This window comes from Massilia scottii (assembly GCF_030846495.1).
GTDB classification, from domain to species: Bacteria; Pseudomonadota; Gammaproteobacteria; order Burkholderiales; family Burkholderiaceae_D; genus Telluria_A; species Telluria_A violaceinigra.
Map to the genome: position 1 here is coordinate 186,353 of NZ_JAVCWM010000007.1, position 14,940 is coordinate 201,292.

The following is a 14,940-nucleotide window of genomic DNA, read 5'->3' on the forward strand; positions in this document are numbered from 1 at the left end:
CAGGAAAACCACGCATTTGCGTGGTTTTCACCGATTTTGTTGTTCCCGAAAGCGATCATCCGCTCGGATTTGAGCGGCTGCCATGTGCGGCCGTACGCGCGTGCTAGAGTTTATGAATGTTGCCATGTGGCACTTTTATAACTTACCAGAGCGAGACATGAATAAATCCGGAATGACCATAGGACGCCGCCTGGCGGTGGGTTTTGGCGGGGTGTTCCTGCTGATCGTGGTGCTGTCGGCGATGGCGATTTCGCGCGTCGGCGGCATTGAAGACAGTCTGAATCAAATCAACAAGGTCAATAACGTCAAGCAGCGCTACGCGATCAATTTCCGTGGCAGCGTGCACGACCGTGCCATCGCGCTGCGCGACGTGGTATTGGCCGCCGATGCCGCGGCCGCCCAGCCGCATCTGGACCTGATCAGGCAACTGGCCGACAACTATGCGCGCTCGGCCGCGCCGCTGGACGCGCTCGTCGAGCACAGCGATACCACGGCCGAGGAAAAGGCCGCGCTGGCCGGCATCAAGGAGAGCGAACGCAAGACGCAACCGCTGATCGCCAGCGTGATCGCGCTGCGCCTGGCCGACAAGCTGCCCGAGGCCAACGCCTTGCTGGCACAGCAGGCGGCGCCCGCCTTCGTGGGCTGGCTGGCCAGCATCAACCGCCTGATCGACCTGGAAGAAAAGATGACCGGTGTGCAGGCCGACAAGGCGTCCCACCTGGCCAGTTCCTTCCTGCTGTGGATGACGCTGCTGGGCGCGATCGCGATCGCGGTCGGCTCGATGGCGGCCTGGTATATCAGCCGCGGCCTGCTGCGCCAGCTCGGCGGCCAGCCCGATTACGCGGCCAATGTCGTGGCCAGCATCGCCGCCGGCAATCTGGCGGTCGAGATCGACACCGTGGACGGCGACCGCGGCAGCCTGCTGTTCGCCATGAAAGGCATGCGCGACAGCCTGGTGGCGATCGTGGCCCAGGTACGGGCCGGCACGGCGACCATCACGACCGCCTCGTCCGAGATTGCAGCCGGCAACCTGGACTTGTCGGCGCGCACCGAAAGCCAGGCCGGTACGCTGGAAGAGACGGCCTCGTCGATGGAAGAACTGACCAGCACCGTGCGCCAGAACGCCGACAATGCGCGCCAGGCGAACGTGCTGGCGCTGTCGGCCTCCGAGGTGGCGGTCAAGGGCGGGGCGGTGGTGTCGCAGGTGGTCGATACGATGGCCTCGATCAACGAGTCCTCCAAAAAGATCGTCGATATCATTGGCGTGATCGACAGCATTGCTTTCCAGACCAATATCCTGGCCCTGAATGCGGCGGTGGAAGCGGCGCGCGCAGGCGAGCAGGGACGCGGCTTTGCCGTGGTCGCCGCCGAAGTGCGCAACCTGGCACAGCGCTCGGCCGCGGCGGCGCAAGAGATCAAGACGCTGATCGGCAATTCGGTCGAGCGGGTCGACGCCGGCGCGCGCCTGGTCGACCAGGCCGGCAGCACGATGCAGGAGATTGTCTCGAGCGTCAAACGGGTGACCGACATCATGGCCGAAATCAGCCTGGCCAGCCAGGAACAGACGGCCGGCATCGAGCAGGTGAACCTGGCGATCGGGCAGATGGACCAGGCAACCCAGCAGAATGCGGCGCTGGTCGAGCAGGCTGCTGCCGCGGCCTCGTCGCTCAATGACGAGGCGGCTTCGCTGACGCAGGTGGTGGGCGTGTTCGTGCTGGCCGAAGGCGCCGCGCGCGTGGCGGCCCCGGCGGCGCGGGTCAAGACTGCCGCGCCAGCCAGACCGGCGCAGAAGGGCAGGGCGCTGGCGCGTGCCCCGGCGGCACCGGCGCGCCGGCCCGGCCAGATTGCCGGCGCCGGCAAGCGTGCCGAGCTTGTTGCAGACGAGTGGGAAACCTTCTGATTGTTTGCGCTGGCGCTAGCTTGACATAGCGCCATGTTGAGAATTTTCCACAAGGAAAGATATTTTTCCCAAAGCGTCCCGGAGGTCTATATTATTGCTCTTAGGCATTTATAGACCTCCTGAGGAAACGCCATGTTGAAGCCCCTTTTGACTGCCCTGCTCGCCCTCCTTCCTGTTGCCGCCACTGCTGGCGCCACCCTCACCGAGATGGAAACGCGCTGGTTGAGCGCCGCCGCTCCCGTGTTGGCGTATTCGCAACGTATGAACTTGCCAATAGATATCACCGTGCAACCAAAAGCCGGCCCCGGCGATGTGCCGCTGGCGATGGGCTTTGTCGACGGCCGCTGCAAGCTGGTGCTGTCGCTGCGCGGTAACCCCGATGCCGAGAACATCCTGCACAGCGTGCCGGAAGCCGAACGCGCTTTGCTGATCGAAACCATGGCCGCCCACGAAATCGGCCATTGCTGGCGTTACGTGCAGGGCGTGTGGCACGCCCTGCCGGCCGGCTTCGTCGAAACCGGCGACGAACATGCGCACGACGGACAGATGCTGGCCGAATCGAAAGCCATGCGCGACATGCGCCGCGAAGAAGGCTTTGCCGATCTGGTGGCGCTGGCCTGGGTGCAGCGCCAGCACCCCGCGCAATACGGCCGCGTGTATGCCTGGCTGTCGACCCTGCGCGACGCCGTGCCGGTCGAACGCAGCGGCCACGATACCCGCACCTGGGTGCGCCTGGCGAAAAACGCCGACGGTTTCGGCCGCGGCGCCAGTCCCTTCGACGACGCCGTGACGATGTGGCAAGCCGGATTGCTCAACGATGAATAAGCTGTGCGCCGCCGTGCTGCTGGCGCTGGCCGGCCCGGCGGCATCGGCCGCCGCTCCCGCCACCGAAGCCCAATGGATCGCCGCCGCCACCGAGGCGGTCGCGTATGGCCGCGCGCAAGGCATGCCGATCGGCCTGGAAGTGGTGGACGGCAACGGCTTGCCCGGCCATACGCCGGTCGGGCTGGCCAGCGAAAACGGCCGCTGCACCCTGGTCGTTTCGGCCAGCAATAATCCGACCGCCGACAAGCTCAGTTCCATGATTGCCCCCGAGCTGCTCGACACCTTCCTGGCGGGCGCGGCGATGCACGAGGTGGGCCATTGCCACCGCCGCCTGAACGGCTATCCGCACAACGAAAAACTGCTGCCGGTGGTGGCCTGGATCGGCCCGCTGCGCGACTGGTTCGCGCGCCGCGTGCGCACCGAGGAAGCCTACGCCGACATGACCTCGGTGGCCTGGATCGCGCGCTACCATCCGGAGCGCTACACGGCCCTGGTCAACGAAATGCTGCGCGTGCGCACGCGTTTTCGCGAACCCAGGCACGACACCGTGGCCCTGCTCGAACGCGCCCTCGCCGAAGGGCCGCAAGATGCCAACGAGAATCTTTTTGCCCAGGCCGATGAGCGATTAAACCGCTATCGATAGTCCTTTTGCGTCCGTATGTACGTTGTCGCACAGATGTTGCGTGTGGTTAGGATGTTAAATCCGTCTACCAACAACCATACATTTAAGGGACCTCACCATGAAACCTATCGTCGCCACATTGCTTGCCACCGCCCTCAGTGCCGCTTTCGCTACCGCCTATGCCGCCGAGACGCCCGCCAAGCCCGATACCGCGACCTACCGCACGATGACGCAACAGGCCGCCGCCGACTACAAGGCAGCCTCGGCGCAGTGCAAGGACATGAGCGGCAACGCCCGCAGCCTGTGCATGGAAGAAGCGAAAGTCGTGCGCGCGCGCGCCGACCTGGCTGCGTTGACCGATTACAACAACACCCTCAAAGGCCGCACCAAGGCCCGCACCGAACTGGCTAATGCCGATTACTCGCTGGCCAAGATCAAGTGCGCCGACACCACCGGCGCCGAAAAAGACAGCTGCATGAGCAACGCCCGCGCGGTCCACAGCGCGGCGCTGGCCGACGTCAAGGCCGACCGCAACCTGCAGGTCGCCAGCAGCGGCACCACCGATACCATGAGCCCGGTTACCCGCACCACCACCACCGACGCCACCAAGTCGGCGGCCGTGGACAAATGCGCCCAGGTAGCAGGCAGCCCGAACACCGGCTGCCTGGTCGATAACAACAACCGCGCCGCGGTCGCCACCACCACCACCGGCGCCGTGGCCAACCGTACCGAAATGGCGGCCGACAGCGCCGCCCAGCGCACCGCCAACGCGGTGGACAATGCCGCCGACAAGACCCGTGCCGCCGGCGCCACCATGGCTGCCAAGACCGAGCGCGCGATCGACACGCTGGCCGACAAGACCGAGCGCGCCGCCGACAACATGGCCAACAAGACCGGCCGCGCAGCCGACAAAACGGGCGCTGTCATGGCCGATTCGCTCATCACCACCAAGGTCAAGGCCGACATCTTCAAGGAGCCTGAGCTGAAATCGATGGCGATCCACGTGGAAACCGAAAAAGGCGTGGTCATGCTCAGCGGCTTCGTCGATTCCAAGGCCGATGCCGAGAAAGCCGTACGCCTGGCCAAGAGCGTCGAGGGCGTCACTTCCGTCAAGAGCGCCATCAAGGTCAAGTAAGCCAGGCGCTTGCATTACCCAGGCCGTCCCGGACAATCCGGGACGGCTGGCGGAAAACCGCGGCCCCGTACGGTGCGACGATGCGATTGTGTTGCATTGCCGCACTGTTCGGGGCTTTGTCGCTGCAATCCATGGCGCCGGACCCTGCCCAAGGTATAATTTTCCTGTGAACAGACTAGAAGCCTTTGGATATATTGCCGCGCAAGCCGCCCGCGGGGAAATCACCCTCCCCACCAGCGTGAATGCCGCCTTGCGCCTGCAACTTGCACTCGACGATCCCGATTGCCATATTGAGGACGCCATCAAGCTGGTGCTGGGCGAGCCGCAACTGGCCGCGCGCACCGTCGCGCTGGCCAACTCGGCCGCTTTCAACCGCAATGGCGACACCCCGATCACGAATGTGCGCGCGGCCGTCATGCGGGTGGGCTACCGCAGCTTGCAGACCCTGGTCGCCAGCCTCGTGGTGCGCCAGTTCGGCATGCGCATCGTCGATCCGGTGCTGCGCGCCAAGGCCGAGCAACTGTGGGAGCATACGGCCCACGTGGCGGCGCTGGCCCAGGTGCTGGCGCGCCGCGTGACCTTCGTCAATCCCGATACCGCCATGTTCGCGGCCATCGTGCACGAGGTGGGCGGCTTTTACCTGCTCTCGCGCGCCGATGAATTCCCCGGCCTGCTCGACGACGATCCCGAAAAATGGGCGGAGTTGTGCGAGGAAGTGGTCAGCCGCGAAGTACTGAAAAAACTCGCCATTCCCGAGACCGTCACCCAGGCCATCCTGGCCCTGCGCGATGGCTGGCTCACCATGCCGCCGAGCACCCTGCTCGACACCCTGCTGCTGGCCAATCAGTTCGCTCCCGTGCGCTCGCCGCTGGGCGTGCCGGAAGAGCCGTTGCCGGAGCATGCCGATTCGGTGCTCGACTTCGTCATCGACAACGATACCCTGCAGTCGATCCTCGACGAGTCGGCCGACGAAGTCAAATCGATGAGCGCCGCGCTGCTGGTCTAGCCAGGGCAAACAAAACACGGAACCAAAGCGCTTGTCCGGTTTCTAACCCCAGGTAAGGCGGGACACGGGGTCCCATGCCGGGGGAGCGATGAGGCGCATGACGCATGCTTGGTTTGCCGCTGCCGATGCAGATGCCGGAGCAGGGCTGCTGTCCCTGCCGCGCCTGCTGGTCGCGTGCGCCACCTTTCTCTTGCTGCTCATGTGGCCGCCGGCCGCCGGAGCGCCGGCCGCCGGAGCGCCGGCGCAGGTCACCGTGCTCACGGTCAATGGCGCCATTGGCCCCGCCACTGCCGACTATGTGGCACGCGGCCTCGAACGGGCCGCGCAAGAGCGTCACCAGCTGGTCATCATCGCGCTCGACACGCCGGGCGGGCTCGACACATCCATGCGCGCGGTGGTCAAGGCCATTCTCGGTGCGCGCCTGCCGGTGGCCGTGTACGTGGCGCCTTCCGGCGCGCGCGCGGCCAGCGCCGGCACCTTCATCCTGATGGCCAGCCACATCGCCGCCATGGCGCCCGGCACCAACCTGGGCGCCGCCACGCCCGTGCAACTGGGCGGCCCGGGGCCCGGCAGCGATGACGCGCTGCCGGGCCCCGGTGGCGGCGAGCGCGGCGGCACTAGCAAGGACACCGCCAAGGACGGCCCCGCCGGGCGCGCCGGCAAGGCCGATCCGCGTGCCTCCACGTCCATGGAGCGCAAACAGCTCAACGACGCCGCCGCCTACATCCGCGCGCTGGCCGAACTGCGCGGGCGCAACGCGGACTGGGCCGAGCGCTCGGTGCGCGAAGCGCTCAGCCTGACGGCGGCCGACGCCCTGAACGCGCGCGTGATCGACCATGTGGCCGCCGATGTGGCGGCGCTGCTGGCGCAGGTCGACGGCAGGCAGGTCGCGCTGCGCGCCGGCGCCGTAACGGACGCCGTAACCCTGCACACGCGCGGCGCTCAGCTCCACCACGCCGATCCCGACTGGCGCACGCGGCTGCTGGCCGTGATCTCCGATCCGTCGGTCGCGCTGATCCTGATGAGCATCGGCATTTATGGCCTGCTGTTCGAATTCATGAGTCCCGGCGCGGTCGCGCCCGGCGTGGTGGGCGGGCTGTGCCTGCTGCTGGGCCTGTACGGACTGCACCTGCTTCCCCTCAATTACGCCGGACTCGGCCTGATCCTGCTGGGCCTCGCCTTCATGGTGGGGGAGGCGTTCCTGCCCAGCTTCGGCGTGCTCGGCCTGGGCGGCATGGCGGCCTTCGTGGCCGGTGCCCTGATCCTGATCGATACCGACTTGCCCGGATACGGCGTGCCGGCCGGCGTGGTGGTGCCGCTGGCGATCGTCAGCGCGCTGCTGCTGGCGGGCATGGCGGGGGTGGCGCTCAAGACGCGCCGGCGCGCCGCGGCAGGCGGACCGAACGCGCTGGCCGGCAGCCTTGCCGAGGTCATCGGCACGAGCGGCACCGATACCTGGGCCAACGTCAACGGCGAAACCTGGCGCGTGGACAGCAGCGCCGCGCTGCGGCCCGGGCAGACGGTGCGGGTGCTGGCGCGCAAGGGGGCGCGGCTGGAGGTCGTCCCCGTCAACGATGTCAAACAAGGAGAATAGCGATGATCAATGGACTCGGGTTCGGTATCGGCACGCTGGTATTCCTACTGCTTGTGCTGCTGGCGATGTCGGTGCGCATCCTGCGCGAGTACGAACGGGGCGTGGTGTTCCAGCTGGGGCGCTTCTGGTCGGTCAAGGGACCGGGGCTGATCCTGCTCATTCCCGTGCTGCAGCAAATGGTGCGGGTGGACCTGCGCACCATCGTGCTCGACGTGCCCAAGCAGGATGTGATTTCGCGCGACAACGTGTCGGTCAAGGTCAACGCCGTGCTGTATTTCCGCGTGATCGATCCCGAGCGCGCCATTATCCAGGTGGCCAACTTTCTCGAAGCGACCAGCCAGCTGGCGCAGACGACCTTGCGTTCGGTGCTGGGCAAGCATGAGCTCGACGACATGCTGGCCGAGCGCGAACGGCTCAACATCGATATCCAGCAAGTGCTCGACGCCCAGACCGACGCCTGGGGCATCAAGGTGGCCAATGTCGAGATCAAGCACGTCGACCTGGACGAATCGATGGTGCGCGCCATTGCCCGCCAGGCGGAGGCGGAACGCGAGCGGCGCGCCAAGGTCATCCATGCGGAGGGGGAACTGCAGGCGTCGGAAAAATTGATGCAGGCGGCCAATGTGCTGTCTCAGCAGCAGGGCGCGATGCAGCTGCGCTATCTGCAAACGCTGGGCACCCTGGCCAGCGACAAGAGCACCACGATTGTCTTTCCGCTGCCGCTGGACATGCTGGGCGGGCTGGTCGAGCGCGCGCGCGACAGGCCGGCCGGCACTGCGCACAGCGGTCCGGTCAGCAGTCCGTACAGTTAATGTGCTGCCACGCCAGGCCGATCCATTCGTGGGTGGCGTAATACGAGCGGAACATGCCGCTCCAGCCGGGCACGAACATCAGCGGCGAGAGCGTGCTGCGCGCATAGAACATGGTCGGCGCCGGTACCACGTCCAGCCCGGCCGCCACGAAGGCGCGCTCGGCGCGCGGCATGTGCATGGCGTGCGTGACCAGCAGCACGCGCCGCACGCCGGCCGCCTTGAGGATGGCGGCGCTGTAGGCGGCGTTCTGGGTGGTGTCGGCCGAGCGCTCCTCGGTCCAGGTGACGGCGGTGCGGAAATCCTCGCGCAGGGCGCGCGCCATGGTGCTGGCCTTGGGCGGAATGCCCTTGTCGGGCTCGCCATTGCCTCCGCTTACCAGCAGCGGCAGGCCGGTGGCGTGCTGCAGGCGGGCCGCGTAGCGCAGGCGCACCAGGGCCACGTCGTCGGGAATATCGGCGCCGTATTCGGGCGCGGCATGCACATTGCCGGCGGCCAGCACCACGATGGCCTGGGCGCCGCTGGCACGGGCGTCGGCCAGCGGCGCCGTGAGCCCTTCGAGCGGCCGCACCAGCAGCAGCGAGCCGGCATTGGTCGACAGCACCAGCAGCGCCGCCCATCCCACCCCGCTGACGGCGCGCCCGCAGCGCGGCCAGCGCCGCCGCAGCGCGTAGCCGGCCAGAATCAGCACGATCAGGCTCATCGGCGGCATGAGCAGCACGCGCACGAGAATATCGATCATGCGGGCGGCGCGTTCACAGGGAAGCGTTCACAGGAATGTGTTCACAGGAATGTGTTCACAGCGAGGCCCAGGCCTGGCGCAGGCCGAGCACGTGGACAATGCCGATCCCCATGCAGATGGCCGAGCTCCAGCCCCAGAAGACCATGCTGCGGCCGGGCATCATGATCATCATCGGCACAAAGGCCAGGCCGCGCAGCACGTAGACGGCGGTGATGGCGCACAGGATGATGCGCAGCAACGGCAGGCGCGGCAGCACGCCGGCGCCCGACAGGGCATACGCCGCCCAGACCGTCAGCACGACGCAAATGCCGGAGGTGACGATGGCCGGATACGACGAGCCCGATTCGGCCAGTTGCGCCATCTTTTCGCCCGCGCCCAGGGCGCGGTACCAGGCGGGGCCGCCGGCAATGCAGGCAATGTGCAGCGCGGCGGCGGCGGCGCTGAGGGCGGCGCCGATCATGAGAAAGTGGGTGGATGCTTCTGGCATGGGTGGCAGGCAGGTCAGGTTGTCGCGACAATGCGGCGCGAAGGTTACTGTGTGCGCCAGGAAATTGGCTTTCAGCGTAAAGTCATTATAAGATTAACAAAATGCATTGTGGAGCAGAACATGAAATGGGAAGGTAATCGCGAAAGCGACAACGTGGAAGATGTGCGCGGTTCGGGCGGCGGCGGAGGCGGGTTCGGCTTCGGCGGCCGCTCGGTCGGCATCGGCACGATCGTGATTGCGCTGGTGGGCGGCTGGATCTTCGGCATCAATCCGATGACCATTCTCAATATCATGAGCGGCGGCGGGGGCGCGGTGCCGGTGCAGCAGCAACAGGGCCAGGCGCCGGGCGTGCCAGCCAACGACCGCGGTTCCAAATTCGTGCGCGTGGTGCTGGCCGATACCGAAGATGTCTGGACGGCCTTGTTCCGCGAACAGGGCGGCACCTACCAGAAGCCGGCCTTGCAATTGTTTTCCGGCCGCACCCAGACCGCTTGCGGCGCCGGGCAAAGCGCGACCGGGCCTTTTTATTGCCCGGCCGACCGCAAGGTGTATCTGGACATGAGTTTTTTCCAGCTGATGGAAGAGCGCTTCAAGGTCGAGGGCGAGTTTGCCCAGGCCTACGTGATCGCCCACGAAATCGGGCACCACGTGCAGCATGCGATGGGCCTGACCGGCAAGGTCGACGAGGCGCGCCAGCGCGGCACGGAAAAACAGGCGAACGCCATGTCGGTGCGCCTGGAATTGCAGGCGGACTGTTTTGCCGGGGTATGGGCTTTCCACGCCAACCAGTCGCGCGCGATCCTGGAGCAGGGCGACGTCGATGCCGCACTGAAAGCGGCAACGGCCATCGGCGACGATGCCTTGCAGCGCCAGTCGCAGGGTCATGTCGTGCCCGATTCATTTACCCACGGCAGCTCGGAGCAGCGTGCGCGCTGGTTCAAGCGCGGCCTCGACGAGGGCAAGGTCGCGTCGTGCGATACCTTCGCCGCCCGCCAGCTGTAACAGTGTGACTAGTGGCTGGCGAGCGCTTCGGCGCCAGCCATCAGGGACTCGACCGCGCGCTCGAACACGGGCGCGTGTTCCACCGTGCGCAAGGTTTCGTTCTGCATCGCCGCCAGCAGGGCATCGCGGGTGAAGGTGGACGGCGCCGCCTGGCCCTTGACCGAGAACAGATACAGGCTGCCGCGCGGGCTGACCGCATTCAGGCGCGCCGGGACGTAGCGGCCATCCACGGCAATTTCGAAACCGGCGCCCGGCAGCGCCATGCCCAGCCATTCCTGCTCGTCGGCGGCGCGCGCGGCGCTCTTGCCGCCGTCGGTGTACAGCTCGGCGCGGATGCCGCGCTGCTCCAGCGCCGCTTCGAGCTGGGCGTGGCCGATGCTGACCGCGTCCTGGCCCGCTTCGCGCACGCCGCCGAAAGCGGCGAAGTGCGCGCGCAGCTGGTCCAGGTCCATCGCCTTTGCCGAGGCCGGCTGGCGGTTGCCCAGCACATCCATGTGGACCATCACCAGCTGGTCGAGCGCGGCCTTGGAGACGGTCTCTCCCATGCCGATCGCGGTTAAGCCTTCGCGTACCCGTTTGACCAGGCTGGGCAGCATGCGCACCATCTGGGCACGTTCCTCGACTGTACTTTTTTCCTGCGCGCTCCATACCAGCTCGGCCAGCATCGCCTGGCTGGCGGGCGCGTCGCTGCCCGGATGGACCAGGACGCGGCTCCACATATCGGTGACGAAATTGCCGATGCGCGGATCGACATCGAGCCGATTGAGCAGGCCGCCCAGCTCGGTGGCGGCGTCGCTGCGGCGGGCGCTGCTCGCTTCGACATCGCCGAGGGCGGCGATGCAGCGCGCCAGGCCCACGTCGCCGCGCGGCAGCAGGGTCGAGACGAACTGGTCGAGCGTGCGCTGGCCGTCGGCAAAGGTCGTCATGTCGGTGTCGAAGCGCTCCAGCACGCCGTCCAGGACCGTGTCGATCTCGTCTTCCAGTGCCGGGTAGCACGCCATGTCGGGCGTGATGCCGGTGGCGACGGTGCCGATCCGGTCGAGCAGGCGGCGCGCCGGATGCTGGGCATCGTGCAGCATCGATGGATCGAGCATGGCGGCGCGCAAAAACGGCACGTGCAGGCGGCCAAGCTGCTGGCGTACGCCTTCCGGCAATTGCTCGTCGTGCACGATGGACTCGAACAGCAGGCTTACCAGGTCGATGGTAACCCGGTCCGGCTCGCTGCTGGCGGCATCGGCAAGCTGGGCGCGCACGTCGAGCGGCGCGGGCGCGGGCGCATCCCTGGCAGCGCCGGCCGGCTTTGCCTGTTGCATTTGTTTTAAGCGCGCATCGAGGGCGCTGCCGCCCTGGCCGTCCGCGGCAGGGGCCGGGGTGTCGGCATGGCGCGGCGGACGCGCTGCCTTCGGCTGGTTAAAGACATTCCAGACCATTTCCTGCAAATCGGGCGCGCGCGGCTGCGCCGGGGCGCCGGCCGGCACGTTGCGCTGTTGCTGCATCATGCGCTGTAATTCCGGCAGTATGCGCGACTGCTTGGGCTGGGCCGCCTGGCCCTGCTGCGCCGCCTGGTTGTCCGCTCGTCCACCCGCGGCCACGCGGCCGACGAGCTGCTCGGCGGCCTTTTGCCAGGCAAGCCGGTCACGCTGGGCACGCGTGAGCGCGCTCGGCCGGGCGGTCAGCTTGCTTGAAATTCCGCGCGATTTGAATACTTCTTCTATTGCAACGTAGTATCCTTGCAGGCAATGCTCCATGGCGACCGATAGTGCATCGAACAGGGTTTTGGATTGGGCCTCGTCCTTGACCGCTTCGCGCAGGGCTTCGTGCAGCGAACGGGCCAGCAAATACGGGCGGAATGGGTTTTCGCGTTCGCGCACCTCGCCGTCGCCGTGTAACTGGGCAATCATCAGGTTCAGGCGCCCGAGGCTGGGCTGGTCGGCGTCGCGCAGGCGCATTACCAGCCGGTCGATCTCGATTTGCCGCGTCACGACGTCATCCTCGATGAGGGTCAGGTTGTCCGCACTGATCTCGTCCAGGCTGGCGCGCGTGTCCATGTACATGGTGTGCATGGCGCGTTCGAGGTAATTGGCAAAGTGGTGTTGCATGCGCGTCAACAGGAAGTTGCCTTGCTCGCGCAAGGCCTGGCGTGCATTCATCATCAGGCGCTCGTCGGGCCGGGCGGCGCCTTTCAGGGCCTTGTCCAGGCTGGCCTCGGCTTCGGCCAGGGTTTTCGTGGCAAGGACGTGAAAACCCGACAGTGCGGGTTGTTTCGCAAGCTGGAACACTCTTTTTGGTATTTGCATGGCGTTTTTTGTGCTCAAATGGATGAGCTGATCCGGGTCTCTGAAAGCCATGATAGCGCATTGGAGCAACAAAGTTGGCCTGAATGCACTGTTCAGTTGCATTTATTTAAGGAAGATGTATAAGATACAATGCCCCGTTCGCGACCTTTATCTATGCGTGTTGGCGAACCGACCACATGTAAGATCAACCTTAGTATCCCAGAATGAAAATATTCGCTGAACTCGATGATGCGGTACTGAACAGACCTGTTCAGGCCAGTAACGACCCTATCGCGGTGGCCACAGCCATGGCCGCCCCGCTGCGGCCCGAGTCACCTCCTCTGCGCGTGATCGGGCGCGGCGATACGCTCACGGCGCAAAAAGTTGAGGTCGGCATTATCTTGCAAGCCATGCTGGGCACGGGAGGCGCTGCGGAGTATTTGGCGGACAACGCCGTGCATATCAGCGTGTCCTTGCGGGTGCTCACCAAACCGGCTTTGCGGCGCGGTCAACATGACGAGTTCGGCATTCCCACCGATCTCGAAGGCTAGGAATGCGTTGTTTTCCGGCGATTGACACCGTGGTGACACTGGCGAACGCCGCTTCGTCACCACGGCAACACGGCAAAGTGCTGCACCAGAAAATCGAGTAGCGCGCGTACCGCCGGCGACAATTGCCGGCGCGATGGATAAATCGCATAAATCGTCAGCGCCGGCACGCGCCACTGCGGCAGCACGCGCACCAGCTCCCCGCTGGCCACCACCGGGTTCACCAGATAGGTCGGCAACATGGCGATGCCGCCGCCGGCCACGGCCGATGCCAGCAGGGCGGTTGCATCGTTGGCGCTGAAATAGCTGATTACGCCGACCTGGACCGCTTCCCCATCGCGCGCGAACGACCAGATGCTGCGTCCCACGTTGGCGTGGCTGAGGCAGCGGTGCTGTTCCAGTTCCTGCGGCGTGGCCGGCGCGCCATGCGCGGCCAGGTAAGCGGGCGAGGCCACCAGCAGCGAATCGCACTGCGCCAGCGGGCGCGCAATGAGCAAGGGCGACGGTTCGCCGCTGATGCGGATCGCCAGGTCGATCCGTGCTTCGACCAGATTGAGCGCGCCTTCGTTCAGATTCAGGTCGATTTTCAGGCGCGGATGGCGCGCCGTGAAGCGCACCAGCGCCTGTGCCAGTTGCGCATGCCCGAAGGACAGGCTGCAGGTGACGCGCAACAGGCCGCGCAGTTCGCCGCTGCTGGCGGTTTCCTCTTCCATGTTCTCGCTCAGCGACAGCATTTGCTGGCTGCGCCGCAAGCATGTTTCGCCGGCATCGGTGAGCGTCACGCGGCGCGTGGTGCGCTGGAGCAGGCGCGTGCCCAGCCATTTTTCCATTTCGGATACGTAGCGCGTCACCATCGCGCGCGACATGTCGAGCTTGTCCGCGCTGGCGCTGAAGCTGCCGCTGCCGGCTACCTCGACGAAGACGCGCATTGCCGTAATTCGATCCATTTGTCCAATCCATGAAACAGTCATGCGCAGTTTAACCCGTTTATCCGGACGAAAGACCTCACTACACTGCAGGCTTCCTTAAAACAACTTTATCGGAGTCCGTATGTTTCGCACCACCGCCATCGCCGCCGCCCTCACGCTGGTCTTTAGCAACGCCCTGGCCGCGCCCGCCCTGCAAACCAAGGTCTACAACGCCGATGGCGCCAGCTTCAACGTCAATTCGACATTGATTTATGGCGAGACCGAAGCCATGGTGATCGACGCCGGCTTTACCCGCGCCGACGCGCTGCGCATCGCCGCCAACGTGCTCGACAGCGGCAAGCAGCTCAAGACCATCCTGGTCAGCCAGGCGGATCCCGATTACTACTTCGGCGTCGACACCCTCAAGCAGATTTTCCCGAAGGCGCAAGTGGTCGCCACGCCGCAGGTGATCGAGAAGATCAAGGAAAAGATGGCGGCCAAGCTGGCCTTCTGGAGTCCCAGGATGGGCGCCAACGCACCGGCGGCCGCGAGCCTGCCCACCGCGCTGCAGAACATGACCCTGACCGTGGATGGCCAGGCGGTGGAAGTGCGCGGCACGCAAGGCGTGCTGGCGCATCGGCCGTACGTGTGGATTGCGTCGACCAGGACGATCACCGGCGCGCTCGGCGTGTTCGGCAACCTGCATTTGTGGATGGCCGACGCGCCAACGGCGGCCCAGCGCAGCGCGTGGAGCGCCCAGCTCGACGAGATGGCCGCGCTCAAGCCGGCCGTCGTTATTCCAGGGCATATGAAGGCTGGCACGCAATTGGACGAGAGCAGCATCGCCTACACCCGGAACTACCTCAAGAGCTACGAAAAAACGCTGGCAGCGAGCGGTAACAGCGCCGACGTGATTGCACGCATGAAGACGGCGTATCCTGACGCGCCGCCGGGCCTGGCACTGGATATCGGCGCCAAGGTCAGCAAGGGCGAGATGACCTGGTAAGCGCGTAAAAGCCGGTGCGCGGCATACTTTGCCGATGCCGCTGCATGCGCCGGCGGTTCCGAACCGCCAGTGCCGCCGAC

Annotated in this window: 14 protein-coding genes; 10 read left to right on the forward strand and 4 right to left on the reverse strand. The window is 65.8% G+C overall.

From position 1 onward, the window contains the following. The first annotated feature begins 157 nt into the window (after nt 1-157). From RBA41_RS12065 to RBA41_RS12095, 7 genes are all read left to right on the forward strand, one after another. Nucleotides 158-1,900: a methyl-accepting chemotaxis protein gene (locus RBA41_RS12065; RefSeq protein WP_306624071.1), complete on the forward strand. Its 1,743-nt coding sequence runs from the start codon at nt 158-160 to the stop codon at nt 1,898-1,900. Nucleotides 1,901-2,032: 132 nt separating this feature from the next. After that, nucleotides 2,033-2,725 (forward strand): hypothetical protein, encoded by a 693-nt coding sequence (locus tag RBA41_RS12070; protein ID WP_306624072.1) that lies wholly within the window; start codon nt 2,033-2,035, stop codon nt 2,723-2,725. Continuing rightward, complete coding sequence (locus RBA41_RS12075; protein ID WP_306624074.1) at nt 2,718-3,368, forward strand: hypothetical protein; 651 nt, start codon at nt 2,718-2,720, stop codon at nt 3,366-3,368. Before RBA41_RS12070 ends, RBA41_RS12075 begins: the two co-directional genes overlap by 8 nt. Nucleotides 3,369-3,465: 97 nt before the next feature. Next, nucleotides 3,466-4,482, forward strand: coding sequence for a BON domain-containing protein (locus RBA41_RS12080; protein WP_306624076.1), 1,017 nt, complete (start codon nt 3,466-3,468; stop codon nt 4,480-4,482). A 166-nt stretch (nt 4,483-4,648) separates the two neighbouring features. Beyond that, on the forward strand, nt 4,649-5,488 hold the full coding sequence (locus RBA41_RS12085; protein ID WP_306624078.1) for an HDOD domain-containing protein: 840 nt from the start codon (nt 4,649-4,651) through the stop codon (nt 5,486-5,488). 97 nt (nt 5,489-5,585) lie between these two features. Next, a complete protein-coding gene (locus tag RBA41_RS12090; protein WP_306624079.1) occupies nt 5,586-7,082 on the forward strand; it encodes an NfeD family protein in 1,497 nt (498 codons plus the stop codon). Nucleotides 7,083-7,084: 2 nt separating this feature from the next. Beyond that, nucleotides 7,085-7,894 carry a slipin family protein gene (locus RBA41_RS12095; RefSeq protein WP_306624081.1) on the forward strand — a complete coding sequence of 270 codons (810 nt, stop codon included), beginning with the start codon at nt 7,085-7,087 and terminating at the stop codon, nt 7,892-7,894. Here RBA41_RS12095 and RBA41_RS12100 read toward each other — a convergent pair. Both RBA41_RS12100 and RBA41_RS12105 read right to left on the reverse strand, forming a co-directional pair. After that, nucleotides 7,875-8,633: a YdcF family protein gene (locus RBA41_RS12100; RefSeq protein ID WP_306624082.1), complete on the reverse strand. Its 759-nt coding sequence runs from the start codon at nt 8,631-8,633 to the stop codon at nt 7,875-7,877. The genes RBA41_RS12095 and RBA41_RS12100 overlap by 20 nt on opposite strands. 55 nt (nt 8,634-8,688) lie before the next feature. After that, entirely contained in the window at nt 8,689-9,120 is a 432-nt protein-coding gene (locus RBA41_RS12105; RefSeq protein WP_306624083.1) for a hypothetical protein, read from the reverse strand. Nucleotides 9,121-9,240: 120 nt separating this feature from the next. Here RBA41_RS12105 and ypfJ point away from each other — a divergent pair, with 120 nt between their 5' ends. Next, nucleotides 9,241-10,122: a KPN_02809 family neutral zinc metallopeptidase gene (gene ypfJ / locus RBA41_RS12110; protein ID WP_306624085.1), complete on the forward strand. Its 882-nt coding sequence runs from the start codon at nt 9,241-9,243 to the stop codon at nt 10,120-10,122. A gap of 8 nt (nt 10,123-10,130) precedes the next feature. On the opposite strand, the gene RBA41_RS12115 is transcribed toward ypfJ, so the two are convergent. After that, nucleotides 10,131-12,419, reverse strand: a complete 2,289-nt coding sequence (locus tag RBA41_RS12115; protein WP_306624087.1) for a DUF1631 family protein — start codon at nt 12,417-12,419, stop codon at nt 10,131-10,133. A 203-nt stretch (nt 12,420-12,622) separates the two neighbouring features. On the opposite strand from RBA41_RS12115, the gene RBA41_RS12120 reads away from it, so the two are divergent. Further along, nucleotides 12,623-12,949, forward strand: a complete 327-nt coding sequence (locus RBA41_RS12120; RefSeq protein ID WP_306624089.1) for a hypothetical protein — start codon at nt 12,623-12,625, stop codon at nt 12,947-12,949. A gap of 56 nt (nt 12,950-13,005) precedes the next feature. Here RBA41_RS12120 and RBA41_RS12125 read toward each other — a convergent pair whose 3' ends face one another. Then, nucleotides 13,006-13,893, reverse strand: a complete 888-nt coding sequence (locus tag RBA41_RS12125) for a LysR family transcriptional regulator (RefSeq protein WP_306624091.1) — start codon at nt 13,891-13,893, stop codon at nt 13,006-13,008. 103 nt (nt 13,894-13,996) lie between these two features. On the opposite strand from RBA41_RS12125, the gene RBA41_RS12130 reads away from it, so the two are divergent. Next, entirely contained in the window at nt 13,997-14,860 is an 864-nt protein-coding gene (locus tag RBA41_RS12130) for an MBL fold metallo-hydrolase (protein WP_306624092.1), read from the forward strand. Nucleotides 14,861-14,940 lie beyond the last annotated feature (80 nt).

Bases quoted from the DNA above. Each gene is read 5' to 3' on its own strand.
- RBA41_RS12095 (WP_306624081.1), top strand. From the start codon at position 7,085: ATGATCAATGGACTCGGGTTCGGTATCGGCACGCTGGTATTCCTACTG.
- RBA41_RS12065 (WP_306624071.1), top strand. From the start codon at position 158: ATGAATAAATCCGGAATGACCATAGGACGCCGCCTGGCGGTGGGTTTT.
- RBA41_RS12075 (WP_306624074.1), top strand. From the start codon at position 2,718: ATGAATAAGCTGTGCGCCGCCGTGCTGCTGGCGCTGGCCGGCCCGGCG.
- RBA41_RS12090 (WP_306624079.1), top strand. From the start codon at position 5,586: ATGACGCATGCTTGGTTTGCCGCTGCCGATGCAGATGCCGGAGCAGGG.
- RBA41_RS12120 (WP_306624089.1), top strand. From the start codon at position 12,623: ATGAAAATATTCGCTGAACTCGATGATGCGGTACTGAACAGACCTGTT.
- RBA41_RS12125 (WP_306624091.1), bottom strand. From the start codon at position 13,893: ATGGATCGAATTACGGCAATGCGCGTCTTCGTCGAGGTAGCCGGCAGC.
- RBA41_RS12105 (WP_306624083.1), bottom strand. From the start codon at position 9,120: ATGCCAGAAGCATCCACCCACTTTCTCATGATCGGCGCCGCCCTCAGC.
- RBA41_RS12070 (WP_306624072.1), top strand. From the start codon at position 2,033: ATGTTGAAGCCCCTTTTGACTGCCCTGCTCGCCCTCCTTCCTGTTGCC.
- RBA41_RS12080 (WP_306624076.1), top strand. From the start codon at position 3,466: ATGAAACCTATCGTCGCCACATTGCTTGCCACCGCCCTCAGTGCCGCT.
- RBA41_RS12100 (WP_306624082.1), bottom strand. From the start codon at position 8,633: ATGATCGATATTCTCGTGCGCGTGCTGCTCATGCCGCCGATGAGCCTG.
- ypfJ (WP_306624085.1), top strand. From the start codon at position 9,241: ATGAAATGGGAAGGTAATCGCGAAAGCGACAACGTGGAAGATGTGCGC.
- RBA41_RS12115 (WP_306624087.1), bottom strand. From the start codon at position 12,419: ATGCAAATACCAAAAAGAGTGTTCCAGCTTGCGAAACAACCCGCACTG.
- RBA41_RS12130 (WP_306624092.1), top strand. From the start codon at position 13,997: ATGTTTCGCACCACCGCCATCGCCGCCGCCCTCACGCTGGTCTTTAGC.